We start from the raw sequence: 23,333 nt of genomic DNA, 5'->3' as shown, positions 1-23,333 counted from the left end.
ACAGATAATTCTCAAGGAGATATTAAAATGAAAAAATTTAAAAATATTTTTAAATTCCTTAATACATTATTGCTTTTCATATTTATAACTTCAAATATTACAGTTATTAAAACATATCCTTATTCACAAAATACACTAACATTTGGGGAAGATGCTATAAAACACATTTCTTATTTATCTAAAACCCCACGTATAAGTGGAACAAAATCAATCTTAAATGCCCAAAAATACATTAAAAATGAATTTCAAAAATGTGGATATGAAGTTCAAGAACAAATATTTAATTGGCCTCTCATTAATTCAAAAAATATAACATCCAAAAATATTATCGCTTCTAAAAAAGGTTTAAATAATAATCAAATAATTATCGGAGCACATTACGACTCTACCTCATCAAATGGGGCAGATGATAATGCATCAGGTGTATCTGCTCTTTTAGAAATAGCTCAAAAATTAAATAAAATAACACTCCCTTATAACATAAAATTCATAGCCTTCGATGCAGAAGAACTAGGGCTATTTGGTTCTAGACATTATGTTAAAAATATGACCAATGATGAAAAATCAAATACCTTATTATACATAAATATTGATAGTATATTAACTGGAGATGACCTCTACATATACGGAAATAACGGAAACAAAGGATGGTTTAGAGACGAGGTTATTGAAATTTCAAAAAATGAAAACATAAATATAAAGACTAGTCCTAAATTAATATCCAATAACGATGATGAAATTTCAATTTTAGAAGGTGAATGTTACGATTACAGTGATCATGTATACTTTAGATACGAAGGCATACCCTTTGCGTATTTCGAATCTACAAGTTGGGATGATATAAATATGCATACTGGATATCCTAGATACAGAAATAAAGAATTTGGAATGATTATTCATTCATATAAAGATAATCTAAACTATATATTAAACAACATTGAGAAAAAATCATTAAATAACTTATCAAATTGTATATCACTCCTATATAAAACTATCTTAAATAGAAATAAACAATTAATTATAATAACTGATACAAATGATCAATCAAATCTTGAAAATATAAAATACGATCTCTATCATAACAATAAAATAATTAAAACTTTATCTCATAATGGATCAAACAAAATAGAGATATTCGATTTACCAAAAGGTAGATATAAATTAAAACAAGTTAATAATACAAATTTAAATTTAAAATGTCCTTTAGATAATAACTATTTTAATGTAAGTGATAATGGAACAATTCATTTATTTTATGAAGATGTTAAAAATACTGTAAAAACAAAAGATTATGATGGAATATTGATACAAATATATGGTGATACATTTGATGATCCAAAAACTTCTATAGATGAATTATACAAAGATTTTATCAAAATTAAAAAGCTATCACCAAAAGTTATCTACAACAAAGATTTTTCATTAAAAGAAATCAAATCAACAATCAAAGAATATAATAAAAATAATTTTCAAAATGATGATGAAATCATACCAACATTCATGAACATTCCAATTGAAAATAATTTTTTAAAAATAAATCATCGATTATTAGTCAAATTTTTAACATCAATACTAATAACAATATTTTGCTCAAACATCTATAAAACACAAAAAAGCAAGTTTTTATAAATGTCAACTTGCTTTTTTAAATTCAATAAATACTCTATCTGAAAATAATCCTAAAGTATTTATCTTATCCATTAATTCTTCTGCACACTTTATTACATCATCAGAATAAGTCCAATCAAACACTATAACCTTATTTTTACTCAATAAAGATGTAATAATCATACTCTTTAATTTATCCATATAAGTCAAAAAATGAAATTGACGATTAATCATTTTAAAATCTAAAATATTGCAATACATATCAAAAATTGAATTATTACAAGAATCCATATCCAAATCAATATTTAATATATCATAAATATTTTCCGTTATATTTAGATATGGTTTCATATTAAATCCACTTATTATATAAATAGAGTTCTTATTAAAATACTCCAAAATAAATTTAAATAATCTGTCTTTTACAACATAATCATAAAACAAAATACTATTATGAAATCCAGCAGTAAAACCAATTTCTCTTAGCAAATAATCTTCTAAGAAGTCATCATCAAAAGCCTCTATAACTTTTATCATTCGTATTCCTTTCGTAAATCATACATGTAAACAATTTGTTATTTATAATTTAATTTATTTTAATTGATTTTACAAGTTTATAAATAATATTTAATAATTTATTTAAATCCTACCGTTTCTAAAAAATACCTGTCAAAATAATTCAGTGGTTCAGTATAAAATTTATCAGCTGTTGTTTTATACTTAGACCTATATGTATCCAAAGATCTAAATGTAATTAACGGTTCAATCTTACCAATATAATCAGGCATTGCTACAGTTCCAATTAGAAATGGTTTATCTTTATCAGCATATATAACACTAAATCCTAAAATCCCTTCATAATTATTTACATCTGTATTCCTATATTCATAACATATGAGCTTTCTCTTTTCTCGCGTACTCATATTCTCTATCCTATTCCTTAAATTTTGAATTTCTGTCATTATGTGATTTTTCCTATGAAATATGTACTCACTAGAGAATGCTTGCGTATTATTTTCAATCTTCTCTATTTCTCCTTCCAAAAAAGATATCTTAGTATTAATTTGATCGTAAAATTCATCAAAACTTTTCTCAAAATTTTTGTTTAATATACCCTTTACTCTGCTTTCATATACCAAACTATCTAAAAAATATTTGGGAGAACTTTCATATAAATCAAATAAATCCTCATTATAATTTAAAACCATTATGTCACTTTTTTCTACAGATGATTGATTTTTGCAAGCTTTACTAGAGCTTATAAAACTTATACTATTTAAAAATATCGCTATACCTAAAAAAACATTAGTAAATGTCAACCTATATCCCCTCCCTATAATATATCGAAATTATTTTCTCCATTTAAAACTTAAAAATTCATATAATAATATTTATCTTAAAATAAAAAAAGATGATACAAACTAATGCACCATCTATCAAAACAAAACCCTAATATTATCTTTCCTTACAGTTATCTTTAATTGATCTAAATGTTCAAGAAAAAAAACAGAATATTTCCTGTTAGAATTTAAAAGTTCTTTTGCCAAATTAAGGTCAATAAACCCATTTTTTGCTATAAAATTAATTATCCTATCTCTTGCAGATATAAAATCTTCCCTTAAAACATACATCTCTGAATTAACTTTGTATAAAACTCCAATTTCCTCTAAATAATAATGTACCTCCATAAAATCCTTACAATCAAACTTATTCTCTAAATCCTTAATCTTAGGTGGTACAAACTTAGACTCCTTATATTCATTAATAATTCCATCAATCATTTTATTTATGTCATTTGATAACTCTATTTTAAAATCACTCAATGAAATATATTTTGATGTAGACTTTATATATCCCATATCTTCAAAATAATTAAGTATAAGCATATAAATTTTAGGCTTAAATTCTTTTAAATTCAATTTACCTCTTAATTCTTCTTTTAAAAAACCAATTCTGAATTTATTTTTAGAATGATATTCAGTAAGTATATTTTTAATTTCTAAATAAATCTTATCTAAATTATTTTTATGAATAAAATATCTATTATTCCCATCGTGAAAATCAATCAATATACCATTACTAACCAAGATATCAAATTTATCTAAGATTTCATCTTCTAATAATAAATAATTTTTACAAATATATTTAATATCAATTATATAATTCTTATCATTTTCAATTAATAATGCTAAGTATTCTTCGTTTAGCTCCTTCTCTTTTATTTTAACTTCTTCTAAATATTTTACGTTATTATCTTTAATCCTTTTAGCTAATGGATTTATAATGTACCCCCCACCAATTGTTAATACAGGAGAATACATTCTAACCACATATCTATCATCCTTTAAACATAAAATAGGTTTCTCTAAATGAATTTGAACATAAGCCTCAGAATTTTTCCCAATATTTTCTTTATCTAAAATATGTATTCTACCCATTACTTCACTAGTTCCATGGAGAAAACGTACTCTCTGGCCATTTAATATATCTTTACTTAAATTTTTAACTGAATAAAACCTACAATCTATCATATAGCTTAAAGCTAATGAAGCATTTGTTGATACAACATCTCCTCTTTTTATTTCCTTCTTAACATTAGATAAATTTATTGCACACCTCTGACCTGAGAATGCCTCTTTTTTATTTTCCTCATAAACTTGAATATTACGAACCTTACACTCAATACCAGATGGATATATAAATATACTCTCATTTAAACTAATTTTACCAGACATTATAGTTCCTGTTACAATAGTTCCAAAACCACTCAAACTAAAACACCTATCAATAGGCATCCTAAATATACCATCAGAACTCTTATAATCATCATAATCAATTAATCTTTCTATTTCATTAACAAGTTCATCATATCCATCTCTAGTTTTAGATGAAAACCCCACAACAACAGAATTTTCTAAAAAAGTACCTTTTAATTCATTTTTTATTTCACTTTTTATAAACTCATACCACTCATCATCAACTAAATCTCTTTTAGTTAGGACAATTATTCCCTTATCAATATTAAGAAAACTTAAAATATCTATATGTTCTCTAGTTTGAGGCTTTATACTATCATCGCAAGCAATAACTAAGAGAACTATATCAATTCCAACTGAACCTGCTATCATATTTTTAATAAACTTTTCATGTCCAGGAACATCTATAACTCCTACCCTAATTTTACATGGCAAATCAAAAAAAGCAAATCCCAAATTTATAGATATTCCTCTTCTTTTCTCTTCTTCTAATGAATCAGTATCAATATTAGTTAAACATTTTATAAGCGAGGTCTTCCCATGATCAATATGTCCCGCTGTACCTAATATAATATTTTTCAATCTTCTAACACTCCAATTTAATAAATGCTCTATAAATTTCATCAAATTCACATTTTTCTATAGTTCGAACATCTAACTTAACAAAATTATCTTCAATTCTTACTATAATAGGAATGGTATTGTTTCTTAACCTTCTTTCAATTTCATATACAGACATATTATCATGTTTAATTAATAAAACATACGTTCCTATTTTCTCTCTTGGCATAGATCCTCCACCTATAATAGAAAATCCCTTATCAACTTTTATATTAAAACCTTTTATTTTATTAAGTCTCTCAAGTAACTCAAGAGCATTTTTTTTTAAAAATCCTAATTCATATGTAATCATCTTAAGAGTGGGTATATTCTTAATCGCGAACTTTTCATCTAAATAACATCTAAAAGTTGATTCCAAAGAAGCAAGAATAAACTTATCAACTCTCAAAGCTCTCAACAAATGATTCTTCTTTATTTTATCAATCAAATGTTTCTTACCAACAATAATTCCTGCTTGTGGTCCACCCAGCATTTTATCACCACTAAAAGTTACAATATCAGCGCCATCCATCAGAGATGTCTGAACTAAATTACCTTCAAATCTAATGCCATATTTAGACAAATCTATTATAGAACCGCTACCAATATCTTCAATTATTATTTTTCTATACTTCTCCTTAAGTTCACTTAAATCTTTAATACTAACTTTTTTCGTGAAACCTCCAATATAATAATTAGAAGAATGCACTTTAAGAAAAGCACTAGTATTATCATTTATCTCATTCTCATAATCAAATAAATGAGTTCTATTAGTACACCCTACTTCTTTCAATATAGCTCCACTAAACTTCATAACATCAGGAATTCTAAAAGATCCTCCAATCTCAACAAGTTCTCCCCTTGAAACAATTACCTCTGTATTCCTACACAAAGTATCTAATACAATCATTATAGCTGCTGCATTATTATTTACAACAAGAGCTGACTCACAACCAATAACTCTGCATATAATTCCCTCAACATGAGAATATCTATTACCCCTTGATCCTTGTTCTAAATCATACTCCAAATTTGAATAATTTTCTGCAACCTCAATCATATGCCTAATGCCATCTTCACATATTTTACTTCTTCCAAGATTTGTATGTACTATTACACCAGTTGCATTAATAACTTTCCTAATGCTATATCTCAATTCCTTACGTAATTCATCATTAAATATATGTGATATTATTTGAAAACTTATATCAAAAACTTTTCCATCCCTAATCATCTCTCGGTATGTATTTAAAATATTTCTTAATATATTCAATACAACTTCCCTCGGATATAACTCAAGTGCCTCTTTAACATTATCCAAACTCAATAATTCATCAACCTTAGGAATCTTCTTATATAAATTTTTCAATAACATATCATTCCTTTTTATTCTACATATAAAAATTTATCTTCAAGTTTTCTAACCTCGCCAATCACTTTGTAAAAAACGTGTCTACTCTCCAAATTTTTCTTAAACCTTTCCAAATCATCTTCTTCAACAGAAAACAATAATCCTCCAGACGTTTGTGGTTCAAATAATATATCCTCGACCCACTCTTCACATTTGCAATAAACATTATTGGATAGGTATTTTTTATTAGAATACGTACCTTCTGGAATAAATCCATTTCTTAAGTATTCAATAGAACTTTCAATCACTGGAATACTTTTTTTATCCAAATGTAATGAAACTTTAGAACCATATGCCATCTCATATCCATGACCTAAAAGTGAAAATCCTGTTATATCTGTACAAGCATTTATTTTTATACCAATGGAAGCCTCATACGCATATTTATTTAAAGTAGTCATTGAAGCAACAGCATCATTATAAGCATCGTCAGAACAAATCTCTCCTTTTATCGCCGTAATAATCGTCCCAACACCAAGCCTTTTAGTTAGAACAAGCTTATCTCCAATCTTCGCTCCATAATTTTTATAAACACTATCAGGACAAACTTTACCAATAACAGAAAGTCCAAATTTAGGTTCATTATCTTGAATTGAATGACCTCCAGTAACGATAGCCCCAGCCTCTTTTACCTTATCTGCACTACCTTTTAAAATATCACATAAAACCTCAATAGGAAGACATTTAGGAAAACCAACAATATTTAGGCAAAGTACAGGTATTCCTCCCATAGCATAAACATCACTTAAAGAATTTGCAGCAGCAATTTGTCCAAAAACATATGGATCATCAACTATTGGAGTAAAAAAATCTAAGGTAGATATAATTCCTAAATCATCCCCGAACTTATATACAGCCGCATCATCATTATTTTCGAATCCAACAATTAAATTTTTATCATTAAAAACTGGTAATTTATCTAAAATATTCGAAAGAACCTCCGGCTCTATCTTAGCTCCTCACCCAGAAGTTTGACTAAGGTGTGTAAGTTTATATTTGCTATACATCCTAAACATCCCTCCTCCAAAATCTAATAAACTAAATTATAACATCTTTAAATATTATTTTAAACTGTTATTTTATCTCTAAATTTTTCAAAAGTCTTACTCCCAATACGAGATACATTCTTTATATCATCAATAGATTCAAATACTCCATTCTCTTCCCTATACTCTATAATAGAATCTGCTAAAACATCGCCAATTCCATTTAAAGTCTTAAGCTCTTCCTTTGATGCAGTATTAATATTAATAAGAAATGAATTATTATCACTCCCACTATGCCTATAAGATGTCTCGTTAAATCGACTATCTACAAAATCTTGCTTATCTAAAACCCCCTCATCATCTATAGAACGTACAATAATACATTCTCCATTTTTAATTTCACGTGCCTGATTAATATCATCAAGACTACCTTTATCTGTAATACCTCCTGCCATCAAAATCAAATCATAAACAATACTCCCCTCTTCCATCTTGTACACATTCGGATTCAGAACTTCACCTTTAACCTCAACAAAAATAGTCTTCTTAATGTTATCCTCCTCTGATAAATAAAAATTATTTTCAATGATTTCATCTTGATTTTTATCATCATGAATAAATTCATTTAAAGAAACAACTTCATTGTAACTATTTTTAGCTGATTTATTGTAAATAAAAAATACCGATAAAAATACAATTCCAACTATACCCATAGATACAACTTTAACCAAATTATCTTTTTTAAACATGATGTCCCCCAACAAAATATTTTTTAATATTAATTCCATTTTTAAATATTATTTAAACAAAAAACACTCAACTTTTTACAAAATATATCCTTATATTAATTAATAATTTAAATACAAGTTGTAAATAATAAAGAATGCTTTTAGTTTTTGTTCTGGAGGATTAAATGAGAACCTTACATAAGTTACATAAGTTAATTTTTATATACATATTGATAAATTTTATATCACTACCAATAAGAGCAAAATGTTTAACAGATCCAAATTTGATAATAAATAGTAAATCTGCAATACTGATTACACATCAAACATCTAGCATAATATACGAAAAGAACGCGTATGATAAGTTCTACCCAGCATCAACAACAAAAATTTTAACAGCAATAGTAGTTTTAGAAACACTTGATTTAAATGAAAGAGTCGAGGTTTCTAAAAAAGCTTCGAGTATCAACGGCACTAAAGTTGGACTTTGCCAAGGTGGATTATATACAGTTGAGGATTTACTATATGGATTACTATTAAATTCAGGAAATGATTGTGCAATAGCACTAGCCGAACATACATGTGGATCTGAAGAAAATTTCTCAAAACTAATGAATAAAAAAGCCAAAACTATAGGTGCATACTATTCAAACTTCGTAAATGCAAGTGGTTTACATAACGATAAACATTATACATGTGCATATGATTTAAGTAAAATTTTATCTTACGCTATCAAAAACAAAAAATTTATAGAAATATCAACATCAAAATCACATGATATACTTGGAACAAGTGGAGATTCCTTTAACATATATAATCAAAATCAATTGATCTTAAAAAACGGAAAATATTATTATGAACACGCATTATTAGGAAAAACAGGGTTCACGACACCTGCTCAATATACATTTGCTGCATCTGCAAGGAATAATAATGTGGATTTAATAGCTGTAGCACTAAAAGCTTCAAGCAAGGATGAATATCTTCAAGATATAATCAATCTATTTAACTATGGTTTTAGTAAAATCAAAAAGATAAGTATCTCATCAAAATAAAAAACCAAAATAATCTAATCATTAAGATTATTTTGGTTTTTTTATATAATCCATCATATCACTTGGAATATCAACTTTAAACTCCATGATATCATTAGTATATGGATGAGGAAATTTAATTTTATATGCATGCAACAAATATCTAGATACACTTGAAACACAACTCCCATACATTTTATCTCCTACAATTGGATTGCCAAGATAACTCATATGTACACGTATTTGATGGGTCCTACCTGTCTCTATCTTAACTCTTACTAAATCACAACTATCAAATCTTTTCACAACTTCATATATAGTTCTAGCAAATTTACCATAACTATCATGCACAGTCCTTTTTACAGAATCTTCAGAAGGTCTAAAAATATTTTTCTCAATGATTCCCTTAGTATCTTTCATATTATCTTGAACAATAGCTATATACTCTTTATAAAAAATATTATCAATCATACAATTAGATAAAAACATATGGGAATATTGATTCTTCGCTATAACTAAAAGACCTGTTGTATTCATATCTAATCTATTTACAGGTCTTACAATTGAATCAATATTATTAGTTTTAAAATAATACATTATACCATTAGATAAAGATACATCATGACTTTTACTAGGATATACAACCAAATCTTTAGGTTTATTTACAATCAAAATAAAACTATCCTCATACACAATTTCAAAATCCACCTGAATTGGAACAATACTTTGAGTTTCATTCTTTCTATGTATCTTTATTTTTATCTTATCACCTTTTTTTAAATAATAATTAAGCTTAACACTTAAATTATTTACAAAAATTCTTTTCTCAATAGCAGACTGCTTAATAAACCTGGAGCTCAATTTCTTATCATATTTCAAATAATCTCTAATCTTTAAACCATCTACTTCATCTAAAATCTCATATTCTAAAAAATCCAATTCATACTATCCTTTCACAAATTTTTCAAAATAAAATTCCTCGCTTTTATAGTATTCTCATGAATAAATCTTCCTTTTTCTAAAAGCTCTACAATTATAGAATTATAAGCAAATAACATAGATTTATCTAAATCCAAATCAATCAAAGCAGCATCCCTAGATTTATAAACTCTTTCAAAATTTCTCCCCATCTCAAAAAAATCTGCAAGAAATACAATTTTATCAATAATAGACATATCTTCTGCACCTGTAACATGATTTTTAATAGCATTTAATATTTGTATATCATCTACATTAAATTTATCTCTTGCAATTACCATAGATGCAACGCCATGAAAGATATGTATATTCTTCAATTCATATTCATTTAATTCATATCCTTCATTAAGTGTCATATTTAAAATCGTATCTTCAGGTAAATTCTTTCCTACATCATGAAAATAACAAGCAATTTTAACTTTTTCCTCATCACAATAAGATAACTTATTACATAAAATCATACCCATATCCACAACTCTTAGAGTATGCTCATATCTAAAATTATTAAGATTTTCTTTTATATACCTATCAACAGCTAAAAAATCCATAATTCACTCCAAATACAATCTCTCTGAGATAATATAATCATAAACATCATTTGGAACAAGTCCAAAAATATTCTCATTTTTAATAATCTTTTCTCTAATCTCAGTTGAAGATAAATTAATTATTTCTCCTAAAAATATCTTTATATGTGCATTGTAAACATCCTCATAATATTTCTTAAGATTTAATACATCATTTAGATGACTATCTAATCTTAAATAAACCACAATAACTGCACTTTTAAATATTCTATCGATTCCCTTCCAACTTTCAAAATTAATTAGATTATCTGAACCAATTATAAAAAATAATTCATTATATCCAAAATGATTTTTCAAATATTCCAAACTTTCATAAGTATAAGATATTGAGTCTTTTTTTAGTTCATAATACTCAATATCAAAATACACATAATCTTTGATAGCTTTTCTCAACATTTCTAACCTAACATGATCACTTAAAAGTTCTATGTAATTCTTATGAGGAGGTATTTTATTCAATAAAAATAAAACCTTCTCTAATTTAAATTCATTATATATTTTATTAGCTATATTAATATGTCCATTATGAATAGGATTAAATGTCCCACCCAAAACTCCTATCTTCAATTTCAAACACCTCGAATAAAAATTTCTATCCTATAAATTCAAATTCGAAATCATTCAATCTAACAAGGTCACCTTCCTGTACTCCCATCAATTTGAGTTCATCAATAACGCCCTTATTAGTCAAAACTTTATGAAAATATCTAAGCGAACTAAAATTATAAATATTCACAGAATTAAGTAATCTATCAACAAAACTTCCAGTAATTAAATAATATTCATCCCCAAATTCATTGACTTCTTTTGAAATAGTATAACTAAATCTTTTAGGTTCAAAAACATACACTTCATCTTCTTCAAAGTTCAAAATAGGCTTTGGTGTCTTATCAACCAATTTTTTTACATTCCTAAGTAACTCCAATAATCCATTTCCAGTAACCGCCGATATTTCAAATACATCACTATACCCGAGAGATTTAATAACATTCTTAACGTTCTGAATCTTTTCTCTTCCATCATATAACATATCACCTTTATTCAAAACAACAATTTGAGGTCTATTCATCAAATCATAATTATACTCAGCAAGTTCATTATTAATTAATTTAAAATCATCTATGGGATCTCTTCCTTCGATCCCCGAAATATCTAATATATGTACAAGTACTCTAGTTCTTTCAATATGCCTTAAAAACTCAAGTCCAAGACCAATACCCTTCGATGCTCCCTCAATTATTCCTGGAATATCTGCAATAACAAATCCACTTATACCTTTATAATCAACAACCCCCAAATTCGGATGTAATGTTGTAAAATGATAATTAGCAATTTTAGGTTTTGCATTACTAACTTTTGATATCAAAGTAGATTTTCCAACATTTGGCATCCCAATTAATCCTACATCTGCGATAAGTCTAAGCTCCAAAGTTAAGTTCATTTCATCATGAGGCATACCAGGCTCAGCAAAATCTGGTGCTTGCCTAGTAGGTGTACAAAATTTACAATTTCCCTTACCACCTTTGCCACCTTTTAGTAAAACAAACCTACTATTTTCACTAGATAAATCTTTTATAACTTTACCACTTTCAGAATGTATTAAAATTGTCCCTTCAGGTACTTTTATAATAACATCTTTTCCATCTTTACCATAACACTTTGAAGTTCCTCCATCCCCCCCATCTTCTGCTAAAAATTTACTATTATACCTAAAATCAATTAGAGTATTAATATTGTGATCAACTTCAAATATGATATCCCCTCCTTTTCCACCATCACCACCATCAGGTCCACCTAAAGGTACATACTTCTCCCTCCTAAAAGAAACACAACCATCTCCACCTTTTCCTGATTTAACATAAATCTTAGCTACATCTATAAACATAATCTTTAACTTCCTTCAAAATAATTTTAATTAAAAAATTAGGATGATTAACATTAATTAATCACCCTTTAAACAAATAATCCAAATTTAGACAGTAACTTCAACTGGATAAACACTAGCTCTTTTTCTACCCTTACCAAATGTTTCAAATTTTACAACACCATCAACTTTTGCAAATAAAGTATGATCTTTACCTAATCCTACATTCAAACCTGGATGTATTTTAGTTCCCCTTTGCCTCATTAATATATTACCAGCTAAAACGAATTGACCATCGGACCTTTTAACTCCCAATCTCTTTGAATGACTTTCTCTACCGTTTTTAGAACTACCTACACCTTTTTTAGATGCAAATAACTGGATATCAAACCTCATCTCCATTGTCCTCCTTCATCTCTATTTTAATATAATTCCTATACTCATTAACTAGTTCTCTTAATGTGTACTTAAAAGTATTCAACAATATTTGCGCTTTTTCAATATCACTTTCTTTATAATCAGATATATTAACATAAACTAATGGTTTTTTTTTATCAACACAATAACAAAAATTATCACATATAACCTTATTCAACCCAATTATAACACTTTGTGTAATTGATGAAACTGCAGCACAAACAATATCTCTTCCTGATATATCATAACCAGAATGACCATAGACCTTAAACCCAAAGAGCTTATCTTTTTTATGTATCAATTCTACTTTAATCACTAATTAACACTCAATCTTACTAATAGTAATCTTAGTATACGGCTGCCTATGTCCATTCTTTCTTCTGTAATCTTTTTTAGGCTTATACTTAAAAACAATTATTTTCTTACCTTTAACATGCGCAACAACATCAAATTTAACCTTAGCACCTTTTAAAAACGGGCTACCTAATTTAATGTTATTTTTATCAAATATAGCTAAAACTTTATCAAATTCACTAGATGAATCAATATCCAAATCTAGCTTTTCAACATACACAGTATCTCCTTCTTTAACTCTATACTGCTTTCCACCTGTTTCTACAATGGCATGCATCACTATAATCCTCCTCAATAAACTAAGACTCGCCTCATTAGGTAACACAACTTTTAAAAACCCAATCAAGTGCGGATACCTTTCCTATTATATCATATTTTTTATATTCTGCAATCTACCTTATCTGTTTTTAGCTGAATAATTGAACATTAATAACAAAAATTAAATAAAATTTACAGTAAAGTAATATAAAAATAACAAGTAGTTTGAAAAATTTATTGATAATACACTCCTAGCTTATGTAACACGATATTTTATAAATTATCACTATAAAGTCCTATATATTAGAAAAAAACTACAAATTTAAATAATTAAAATAAATTTAAAACCTAAAATAACTTTATTTATAATAAATATATTATTTTCAAATAAAAACAACACACACTATACACACCGATTTTTATATAAGTATATATCAATTATAAATTACATAAAATTAACAATAAATAACTTATTATTCAAACTCAAATCAATATATCGCCAGAATTTTAAAAATAGTAAATTATACAAAATAAATCTTATTTATCTAAAAAATAAAAAAGTGGTATCGCACTTACTTAATACCACTACTAAATTATTAATCATAAATAGCTTAAATATTCCAATATATACCTAATATTATATAAATCATTTATATAAATCTAAAAAATTTATATTCCCATATATCCTATAATATCTAAATATATCTTTTATAAATAAAACATCAATAATTTCAAATTCCGTACTAACAATATAAAATACACTTATATCATAATCCATATATAATTTAATAGTATCAAACAATGTCCTTATACTCCCTAGTTGCACTGATATTATGGTTGACTTACACTTACAACTATTTCCCAAATTATAAATAATATTGTTGAATTTATTAAAACGTATAAACTCATTGAATGTATTAATAAATATAAAAATGGATAAAATTAAATAATTTATACTTATTTCCATTAAGCCATTAAAAATTAAACCATAAATTAATATAACACTACCTATTAAAAAACTAAAACAAATACTAATATAATTCACTATTTTACAGTCAATAAATCTAATCAATATATTTCTTAATATACTCGATCCATCTAATGGAAATGCTGGTAATAAATTAATAAATCCAATAACAAAATTCGCCATTATAAAATCTCTAAATATATCTATTCCAAATAATATTTGTATTAAATTTAATACTAAGCCTAAAATTATATTAGATAAACTACCTATAAAATAAAGTACAAGCAACTTATTATTTGATATATTACAATCATCTAAATTTATACTGAATCCCAATATAATATATTTTAATTTAAAAGTATAAATACTACTTAGTTTTAAAAATAACAAATGGGTTATCTCATGTACAAATATTGCTATCAATGATAGCAATAAATATTTATAACCTCCTATGATAAAAAAACTATATAAAATAACTAAAATTATCTTTAATATTTTAAAATAACTCATAAAAATACCTAAAATATATTATTATTTTATATAAATATATTTTAAGTATATTATATATTACTAATCTATAAAAACTATACTTTGTTTTCTCATATTAATATTCAAAACTATAGCTATTCCTATCATATTACTCAATATAGAACTTCCTCCATAACTCACAAAAGGTAAATTAATACCCGTCACTGGTATCAACCCTATAGTCATACCTATATTTTGAAATACAGAATATAAAATATAAAAAACCATACCTATACAGAACAACTCACCAAACTTATCTTTAGCCGTTCGTGCTATTTTCAATACTCTCATTATTATAATTATATATACAACTAATAACAAAACTGATCCTAAAAACCCCCAATATTCTCCTATAATAGAAAATATAAAATCATTTTGTGGTTCAGGTACAAACTGTGAAACATAACTGCTATTACCATTTCTACCCATAAAACCGCCTATACCTATACCTATCTTTGATTGAGAAACCTGTAATCCATTTCCCATAGAATCCAATGCAGGATTTAAAAAAGATACAATCCTATTTTTCCAATACTCAGGTAATAAATTGGTATCCCATACTAATAAAATAGAAAATATACTTAAAAGTGAACCAGCAAAAAATATCTTTATATTTATACCAGCTATAAATAATATACCTATGCTCATTACAAAGCAAACTATAGTCATACCCATATCAGGTTGTATAACAATAGCAATTAATGGTAATAAAATATAAAACGCTAATTTATATATAGATTTTTTATCATTTATTTTATTACTCCCCTCATCTATAACCTTTGAAATCATTAATATTAGCGAAATTTTCATAAATTCTGCTGGTTGTAATGTAAAATTACCTATTTGTATCCATGCATTCGCTCCATTAATTTCTTTACTGAATAATTTAGTAAATATCAATAATGCTATATTTAAAAAATAAATAATAGGAATAAACTTTTTAAAATATGAATAATCTATAAATAATATTATGTATAATGTAATACAAGATATCAATACAAATAGCAACTGCTTTCTAGCTGAATTAAAATTAGTAGCATAAAATATATTTATTACTCCATATAAACACAAAATTACAACACTAATTAAAAGAATAAAATCAATTTTTCTAAGTTGACGAAACTTAAACAAAACATGTTTCAATAAAATTCACCTTTACTTACTATTTATATTATCTCTATATAAAGGAATTTTAGCTACCAATTCAGAATAACTATATCCTGCATTATCATGTGAACTATTTGTTAAATCAAATGTAACTTTATTAGTATCAATATTAATATATTTTGAAATTATTGTTAATATCTCACTCCTAATTATATTCAAAACATAAGGCGTTATCCCTTCTCTATCATTTATTATTATAACTTTTAACCTATCCCGAGCGATATCTTTTGATAAAGGTCTATTATGAAGTAATCTAATCATTATGTCGCCCCCAATTATTATTTCTTGAATATATTAACTAACGATCTTAATATATTGTTCCCTTCTACCAAATTCATAAATGGAATCTCTTCTCCCATCAATCTCCGTGCAATATTTATATAAGCATTTCCAGCTTTAGATTTATTTGATAATACCACTGGTTCACCTTTATTAGTAGATATAGTTATATTTTTATCATCTGGAACAACTCCTAACAATTTTATAGATAGCGTATCCATTATATCCTCTACATCCAGCATATCACCTTTTTTAGTCATAGAATAATTTAACTTATTAATTATTAATTGATGTCTATCTAATCCTTTTGCATCTAATTTCCCTATGACTCTATCCGCATCTCTCACAGATGTTATTTCAGGATTAACTACAACTATAGCTCTATCAGCACCTATAACAGCATTCTCAAATCCTTGTTCAATCCCTGCCGGACAATCTATTAAAACATAATCAAAATCTTGTTTTAACTCATTAACTAATTTCTGCATTTGTTTGGTTGTTATATCATTCTTATCCCTAGTTTGTGCTGTAGGAAGTAAATATAAACTATTAAATCTTTTATCTTTTATAATAGCCTGTTTAAGTTTACATTTACCTTCAACTACATCTAGTAACGTGTATACAATTCTATTTTCTAATCCCATCAATACATCTAAATTTCGCAATCCTGTATCCCCATCAACAACTACTACACTTTTATCAAAAGAAGCAAGTGCTGTTCCAATATTTGCAGTTGTTGTTGTTTTGCCTACACCACCTTTTCCTGATGTTATAACTATTGATTCGCTCATAACATACCTCCCACTAACTATATCATTATAATATTAATATTTAATCAATATACTATAAATTGTATATGGAAATTTTTGCTAGTATACATATTTATTTATACTATATGGTTCTACCTCAATACAACCATTTTTTAATTTAGCTACCTCAGGATATCTTGGATTATCTCCATCTGGAGATGTAGAAACAATATCACTTATCTGTAAAATTTCTGGAGATAATTTAAATGCTGCAATTATAGTTTTATCATTACCTTTAAATCCAGCATGAACTCTACCCTTTAATTCTCCTAAAATTACTATGTTCCCTGTAGATATAACCTCAGCTCCACTATTTACATCACCTATAACAACTATATTCCCATTAAAAAATATTTTTTGTCCACTCCTAACTGTCTTATATATAAACTTTGTTTTACCTTCGTCTATACCATTAAAATAAGTACTATTTTCTATGTAATAGCTATTCTTATCCTCTAAAATAAATTCTTTTACCTTTAGATCTCTCTCAAAAAATCCTCTAATATCTTTAAGAATATCATTATCAATTTTATTAAAATCTATAATCAATTTTATAGAAGATTCACGAAAAAACCTTAAATTTCCTTTCATCTTATCTATCAATTCAACAGCTAACTTATCATATGTATATTTTTCATCATCAAATATTATTTCTAAGCCTTCTCTAACACCCTTAATTTTAACTCCGTTGCTATCCATAATAACTTCCCCTCCAAAAATTAATCCATTAAAGTATATGCATAAGGAAACATTGGAATATATTCAGGATAATTTTTTTGTAATTCATCCTTAAAATATGCCTCAAATATTGCTCTAGCTACATAAGAACTAAAATATCCATGACCACCATCATATATAACTACACATACAGCTATCTTTGGATCATCTATAGGTGCAAATCCAACAAATACACCATATGCCGCTCTACCAACTCTTTCTTGCATTCCATTTTCTTTAAATGTTGCTGTACCTGTTTTGCCACCTGTTTCAATAGGAAAATAATGACCATTAGTAAATACACTTGCAGTGCTACCATTCCTAGTAACTCTTCTCATGCCTTCTATTACAGCATCCACATTTTCAGATTTTAAAATAACTTTATCTAATATTTCAGGTTTATATTCTTTAACTATATTATTATCTATATCTACTATCTTATCTACTAAATTTAATTTATATCTTATACCCCCATTGACAAGAGTTGCAATATAATTTGCAAGCTGTATAGGCGTAAATAAACTTATACCTTGACCTATAGATGCATTTATAACATTCCCTGGAGTATAAATTTCAGTTCTTAATGAATATATTGTATATTCTGTTATCGCATTTGTCATATTTTCAATATCATTATTTGTATACTCAGTATCAGACTCTTCATTGTAATAATTAACTATATCAGAAAATAACATGTTTAAATTTGAATTTAAATAATCAGTTTTTTCTTTCAATATTCCTTTATCCACGTCTAATGGCAAATCTTCATCTAATATTTTCTTTACGAAGTCTTTAATTTCCTTCTTTAATTTCGATAATTTTTCACTATCTGTGGTCTTTTTAGATATATCTATTGGATTAAATATATATCTGCCAAACTCCCCCTTATTTAAAATATCTATTATATTATATGTAGATAAAGCTATTACATTTGATTTCATACTTTGTAAATTAAATACTTGCCCTGTGGTTTCTATCAATTCTATACCTGTTGTAGAAATATAATTTGTTGTATTGGGTGGTCTACCTAATCCAAATTGCCATGCCCATTTAGCCAATATATCTAATCCTTCTTTATTAGAAAATCCTTCCTTATTATACAGTCTATATGCAACTTGATAAAAGTAGTGATTATTTGATGATCTTAACGCATCTCTAACATCAATGTCTCCAAGTGTATAATTAACAAGATTTGTCCATTTATTATTATAAGCTTCAAATACTAAATTATCTTTTATAGTTTCATTAGGTCCAATAACCCCTTCCTCAAGTGCAGCTATTGCTGTCAAAGGCTTAAATGTCGATCCTGGAGGTATTAAACCTTGGGTCGCATAGTTAAAAAACACCTTTGGATATACATCATTTGGATCTTCTCTTAAACTATTAGGATCATTAATATCTGATAATGGAAATAATTCATCTACATCTATATTTAACTTTCTACTTTCTATATATTCTTCTCCAAATTCTTTAAGATCAGTAGCAAAATATTGTTTTCTTATATCTGGAGTCATATTTTCATCACTAACAAACACATTAGGATCATAATTAGGTAATGATACTAATGATAATATATCTCCATTATTAACATCAATAACAACAGCGGCACCACGCGTTGCATTACTTGTATCAAGCCCTGTTCCATGTCCATTACCTGTATTCTGTAATCCAGTCATTACATCATTCAATGCCCGTTCAGTTACTTTCTGTAACTTCTTGTCTATAGTTAAATAAATATTATCTCCAGGTATTGGGTCAATTTGCATAATATCTTCCTTCTTAGTACCATTATTATCAACCTTTATAATATTACTTCCATGTTTTCCTCTTAAATTAGATTCAAATATAGCCTCTATACCAGACTTTCCAATTGTATCATATGAGGTATTATAACCATCTTTCTGATATTTTTCTTTTTGATTATCATCTATTGCACCTATATAACCTATAATATTAGATGCAAACTCTCCTTCAGGATAATATCTTATAGATCTAGGTGAAACTGTTATACCTTTTAACATAATCTCCTTTTGCATTATTTCAAAAGCAGTTTCCTTGTCCAAATCAATTGCCAATATTATAGGATTAAAGCCAGAAAAACTATTCATTTTAATACTATCTCTTATAAAAACATAATCTCTTATACGTTTAGGTGTAAATTTTTTAATTAATTTATCATATATTTCCTTTCCAGTACTATTTTTCATTTCAAATGAACTATCCAATAGCTTATATAAATCGTACTCCTCTATTAAATCATAAAACATATCTTCGGCTTTTATATTTATAATACTATCTTCCAATTCTCTTTTTTGATTGTCTGTCAAATCTCTAATAGAAGAAAAATATTTCTTCTTCAATTTATCATAATAACCTCTATCATTTTTAAATCTAAGCTCTTTGCCTCTTATCTCAGACTCAGAGGTCACTGCAAATTCAAATCTAAATGGATCAACCTTTATTTCAAAATTATTATATAAATCTTCACCATTTTTATCCAATATATCAAGAACCTCTGTAATTACTTCAAAAAAGCTATCACTATTATTAATGCCTGAATATTCTAGTATGTAACTTTCTACATTAGTAGCAAGAACCTCTCCATTCTTATCTAATATTTCACCTCTAGATGCCCTTATAGATACTTGCCTTTGAGAATAATATGTTGATAATTTTAAGTTGTCCTCAAATCCTATAATTTGAAGATTAAATAATCTAATTATTATAATAAAAAAAAGTACAAACATAGATATGACAATTACCAAATATCTATAATCTGTACTATTTCTATGCTTAATATTTATCTTAATCCCCCCGTTAGTTAAAATTCTAGTGACTTCTTAAACAATCTCCCTTTAAATATTCTACCTAAAAACAAATACAAAAAAACTGAAAAAACAAATATATAAATCAATTCATAAATCATATATAAACCACTTATACCTACACCCAAAAATATCATTAAAAATATATTCGTAATAAAACTCTTAAATATACAAAATATAGACACAATTAACACAGATAAAAAATATTTGTTCTTATTATATTTAATAGATACATAATAAAATAACACACCTAAAATAATATTTAAAAATATATTAACTCCAAACCCATTAATAAAAAACACATCCTGGAGAAATCCTATAACAACAGAAAAATATACAATTTCATATTTTTCAATATTCATACAACATATAAAAAAATATACACTAGTTAAACTTGTATACGAACCATTTATAGTAAAAAGAGGAATTACCGATATATCTAATAAGAAAAAAAATATACCTATAATAAATAATAATAAAAACTTCATAATTTTAGTATTCTACCTTATATTTATTTTTGGGGATTACTATAAATAAATTGCTCACAAAATCAAAATCTATATGGGATTTAATTAAAATACTTTTACTTAAATTTCTTTTATCATTTTCTATGGATATAACCTCCCCGATAATTATTCCAGACGGATACACTCCTCCTAATCCAGAAGTAACAATAATATCCCCCACAACTACATCTTCATCTATAGGTACATACTCCATCTTAAGTATGTAATTTCCAGACGAATTCTTATATTTTTTAACTATCCCTTGACTTCCGTTAGTCCTTTGAACTATACCTCCTACCGATATACTTCCATTAATTATTGGAGATATAATACTCCAATAATCGGATACAGATATAACCATTCCAAACAGTCCTCCATTTGCCACAACTATCATGCCATTTTCGAGTCCATCTTTTATACCTACATCTACTATGTAATCATTCGTGTACGATCCATTTTTCCCTATAATATTTGCTCCTACAAATGTATAATCATCCAATCTATCTTTTAAATTTAATATATCCCGCAATTTATCATTTTCTTCCTTTAATTTAGAATACTCTATAATTTCAGATTTCAACCTTCCATTTTCCTCATTTAAATCTTCCAATTTACCCATCAATTCTGAATAATGCATTACTCCATAATATATATCAGATATAGATTTAGAAATATTATACATAACCTTCTGTATAGGATTCATTACATTTCCTGTTATGCCCTCAATGTAAGATTTACTAGTCCTCTGAGAAGAAAATAATATGAGAACAATCATGATTATAATTAACAAAGATATTATAAGATTTATCTTATTTTTCATGAATTTCATCTAAATTTTAATGTCCTCTTTGATTTTTAGCTATTCTATCAAAATTTTCTAATGCTTTCCCAGCTCCTAATGCTACACAATCTAACGGTTGTTCTGCAATATGTACCGGCATATGAGTCTCATGATTTATTAAAGCATCTAAATTTCTTAACAATGCTCCTCCACCAGCTAACATTATGCCTTTTTCCATAATATCTGCTGCTAACTCAGGTGGCGTTTTCTCAAGAGTAGTTTTTATGGAATCAATTATTGCAGAAACAGGTTCTTTCAAAGCATCTCTTATCTGATCCTCTGTAACCTTTATAGTCTTAGGTAATCCTGTAATAAGGTCTCTACCCTTTATATCTATGACTCTTTCTACTTCATCTAACTGAAATGCAGATCCTATTTCCATCTTAACCTGTTCAGCTGTTCTTTCACCAATCATCAAGTTAAACTCTCTTTTTATGTAACTAGTTATAGATTGATCTAATTCATTTCCAGCAATCCTTAATGATTTACTCGTAACAATTCCCCCTAATGATATAACGGCTACTTCAGTTGTACCTCCACCTATATCTACTATCATACTTCCGGTAGCATCATCAACTGGTAATCCAGCACCTATTGCCGCTGCCATAGGCTCCTCCATTAAAACAACTTCCCTAGCTCCTGCCTGCTTTGTTGCCTCTTCAATGGCTCTCTTTTCAACACCCGTTACCCCAGATGGAAAACAAACTATTATTCTTGGACTAGCTAAAATACTTCTTGAAGTAACTTTTTCTATAAACTTCTTTAACATAGTTTGAGTAACTTCAAAATCAGCTATAACTCCATCTTTTAAAGGTCTTATGGCTATAATATTACCTGGTGTTCTTCCAATCATTTGCTTAGCTTCTCTTCCTACAGCTAAAGCCCTCTTCGTAACATCATTTATAGCAACTACAGATGGCTCTCTCAAGACTATACCTTTGCCTTTAACATATACAAGCGTATTAGCAGTTCCCAAATCTATGCCCATATCTTTACTTATGCCAAATAATCCCATAAATTATCTCCTTTCAAATAAAACAATCATTTTTAACAAAACTTGGTTCGATAAAATACTACTATGATTTTTTAATTTCTCAACATAACACTACCACA

General features: G+C 26.9%; 24 protein-coding genes. 2 read left to right on the top strand and 22 right to left on the bottom strand.

Going from position 1 to position 23,333, the window contains the following annotated elements; all coding sequences use genetic code 11:
• The first annotated feature begins 27 nt into the window (after positions 1-27).
• Entirely contained in the window at positions 28-1,629 is a 1,602-nt protein-coding gene (locus tag SFBM_RS02350; RefSeq protein WP_005806849.1) for a M28 family metallopeptidase, read from the top strand.
• 3 nt (positions 1,630-1,632) lie between these two features.
• Here the strand turns inward: SFBM_RS02350 and SFBM_RS02345 are convergent, their stop codons facing one another.
• The 6 genes from SFBM_RS02345 to SFBM_RS02320 all read right to left on the bottom strand — a co-directional run bounded on the left by SFBM_RS02345 (position 1,633) and on the right by SFBM_RS02320 (position 8,110).
• Entirely contained in the window at positions 1,633-2,145 is a 513-nt protein-coding gene (locus SFBM_RS02345; protein WP_005806851.1) for a hypothetical protein, read from the bottom strand.
• Between the two features lie 98 nt (positions 2,146-2,243).
• A complete protein-coding gene (locus SFBM_RS02340; RefSeq protein WP_005806853.1) occupies positions 2,244-2,927 on the bottom strand; it encodes a hypothetical protein in 684 nt (227 codons plus the stop codon).
• 117 nt (positions 2,928-3,044) lie between these two features.
• Complete coding sequence (gene selB, locus SFBM_RS02335; protein ID WP_007441412.1) at positions 3,045-4,946, bottom strand: selenocysteine-specific translation elongation factor; 1,902 nt, start codon at positions 4,944-4,946, stop codon at positions 3,045-3,047.
• Positions 4,947-4,950: 4 nt separating this feature from the next.
• Positions 4,951-6,339, bottom strand: coding sequence for an L-seryl-tRNA(Sec) selenium transferase (gene selA / locus SFBM_RS02330; protein ID WP_005806858.1), 1,389 nt, complete (start codon positions 6,337-6,339; stop codon positions 4,951-4,953).
• Between the two features lie 11 nt (positions 6,340-6,350).
• Entirely contained in the window at positions 6,351-7,382 is a 1,032-nt protein-coding gene (selD, locus tag SFBM_RS02325; RefSeq protein WP_005806860.1) for a selenide, water dikinase SelD, read from the bottom strand.
• 59 nt (positions 7,383-7,441) lie between these two features.
• Positions 7,442-8,110: a helix-hairpin-helix domain-containing protein gene (locus tag SFBM_RS02320; protein ID WP_005806862.1), complete on the bottom strand. Its 669-nt coding sequence runs from the start codon at positions 8,108-8,110 to the stop codon at positions 7,442-7,444.
• 164 nt (positions 8,111-8,274) lie between these two features.
• Between SFBM_RS02320 and SFBM_RS02315 the strand changes: the two genes are divergently transcribed.
• On the top strand, positions 8,275-9,144 hold the full coding sequence (locus SFBM_RS02315; RefSeq protein ID WP_005806863.1) for a D-alanyl-D-alanine carboxypeptidase family protein: 870 nt from the start codon (positions 8,275-8,277) through the stop codon (positions 9,142-9,144).
• Positions 9,145-9,171: 27 nt separating this feature from the next.
• Here SFBM_RS02315 and SFBM_RS02310 read toward each other — a convergent pair whose 3' ends face one another.
• From SFBM_RS02310 to SFBM_RS02235, 16 genes are all read right to left on the bottom strand, one after another.
• Positions 9,172-10,062, bottom strand: a complete 891-nt coding sequence (locus SFBM_RS02310) for an RluA family pseudouridine synthase (RefSeq protein WP_005806866.1) — start codon at positions 10,060-10,062, stop codon at positions 9,172-9,174.
• A 14-nt stretch (positions 10,063-10,076) separates the two neighbouring features.
• Complete coding sequence (gene yqeK / locus SFBM_RS02305; protein ID WP_005806868.1) at positions 10,077-10,649, bottom strand: bis(5'-nucleosyl)-tetraphosphatase (symmetrical) YqeK; 573 nt, start codon at positions 10,647-10,649, stop codon at positions 10,077-10,079.
• A gap of 3 nt (positions 10,650-10,652) precedes the next feature.
• Positions 10,653-11,255: a nicotinate-nucleotide adenylyltransferase gene (nadD, locus tag SFBM_RS02300; protein WP_007440329.1), complete on the bottom strand. Its 603-nt coding sequence runs from the start codon at positions 11,253-11,255 to the stop codon at positions 10,653-10,655.
• Positions 11,256-11,280: 25 nt separating this feature from the next.
• The gene (gene obgE, locus SFBM_RS02295) at positions 11,281-12,573 is read right to left on the bottom strand and encodes a GTPase ObgE (protein ID WP_005806871.1); all 1,293 of its coding nucleotides are present in this window, start codon (positions 12,571-12,573) and stop codon (positions 11,281-11,283) included.
• A gap of 87 nt (positions 12,574-12,660) precedes the next feature.
• Positions 12,661-12,948, bottom strand: coding sequence for a 50S ribosomal protein L27 (gene rpmA / locus SFBM_RS02290; RefSeq protein WP_005806873.1), 288 nt, complete (start codon positions 12,946-12,948; stop codon positions 12,661-12,663).
• Complete coding sequence (locus SFBM_RS02285; RefSeq protein ID WP_005806875.1) at positions 12,938-13,285, bottom strand: ribosomal-processing cysteine protease Prp; 348 nt, start codon at positions 13,283-13,285, stop codon at positions 12,938-12,940. The genes rpmA and SFBM_RS02285 overlap by 11 nt, the downstream gene beginning before the upstream one ends.
• A 3-nt stretch (positions 13,286-13,288) precedes the next feature.
• The gene (rplU, locus tag SFBM_RS02280) at positions 13,289-13,600 is read right to left on the bottom strand and encodes a 50S ribosomal protein L21 (RefSeq protein WP_005806876.1); all 312 of its coding nucleotides are present in this window, start codon (positions 13,598-13,600) and stop codon (positions 13,289-13,291) included.
• Between the two features lie 627 nt (positions 13,601-14,227).
• Entirely contained in the window at positions 14,228-14,980 is a 753-nt protein-coding gene (locus SFBM_RS02275) for a peptidase (protein WP_014017862.1), read from the bottom strand.
• A gap of 138 nt (positions 14,981-15,118) precedes the next feature.
• Positions 15,119-16,219: a rod shape-determining protein RodA gene (gene rodA / locus SFBM_RS02270; protein WP_005806880.1), complete on the bottom strand. Its 1,101-nt coding sequence runs from the start codon at positions 16,217-16,219 to the stop codon at positions 15,119-15,121.
• Between the two features lie 12 nt (positions 16,220-16,231).
• Entirely contained in the window at positions 16,232-16,504 is a 273-nt protein-coding gene (gene minE / locus SFBM_RS02265; protein ID WP_005806882.1) for a cell division topological specificity factor MinE, read from the bottom strand.
• A 17-nt stretch (positions 16,505-16,521) separates the two neighbouring features.
• On the bottom strand, positions 16,522-17,313 hold the full coding sequence (minD, locus tag SFBM_RS02260; protein WP_005806884.1) for a septum site-determining protein MinD: 792 nt from the start codon (positions 17,311-17,313) through the stop codon (positions 16,522-16,524).
• 78 nt (positions 17,314-17,391) lie between these two features.
• Complete coding sequence (minC, locus tag SFBM_RS02255) at positions 17,392-18,030, bottom strand: septum site-determining protein MinC (RefSeq protein WP_005806886.1); 639 nt, start codon at positions 18,028-18,030, stop codon at positions 17,392-17,394.
• A 20-nt stretch (positions 18,031-18,050) separates the two neighbouring features.
• The gene (locus SFBM_RS02250; protein WP_005806888.1) at positions 18,051-20,795 is read right to left on the bottom strand and encodes a penicillin-binding transpeptidase domain-containing protein; all 2,745 of its coding nucleotides are present in this window, start codon (positions 20,793-20,795) and stop codon (positions 18,051-18,053) included.
• 74 nt (positions 20,796-20,869) lie between these two features.
• Complete coding sequence (gene mreD / locus SFBM_RS02245) at positions 20,870-21,361, bottom strand: rod shape-determining protein MreD (RefSeq protein WP_005806890.1); 492 nt, start codon at positions 21,359-21,361, stop codon at positions 20,870-20,872.
• A gap of 4 nt (positions 21,362-21,365) precedes the next feature.
• The gene (mreC, locus tag SFBM_RS02240) at positions 21,366-22,208 is read right to left on the bottom strand and encodes a rod shape-determining protein MreC (protein WP_005806893.1); all 843 of its coding nucleotides are present in this window, start codon (positions 22,206-22,208) and stop codon (positions 21,366-21,368) included.
• A 7-nt stretch (positions 22,209-22,215) separates the two neighbouring features.
• Positions 22,216-23,235 carry a rod shape-determining protein gene (locus SFBM_RS02235; RefSeq protein ID WP_005806895.1) on the bottom strand — a complete coding sequence of 340 codons (1,020 nt, stop codon included), beginning with the start codon at positions 23,233-23,235 and terminating at the stop codon, positions 22,216-22,218.
• Between the last annotated feature and the right edge of the window lie 98 nt (positions 23,236-23,333).

The organism is Candidatus Arthromitus sp. SFB-mouse-Japan (genome assembly GCF_000270205.1).
GTDB lineage: Bacteria > Bacillota > Clostridia > Clostridiales > Clostridiaceae > Dwaynesavagella.
The sequence above is the reverse complement of the archived record's forward strand: the minus strand, read 5'-3'. Positions and strand labels throughout refer to the sequence as shown.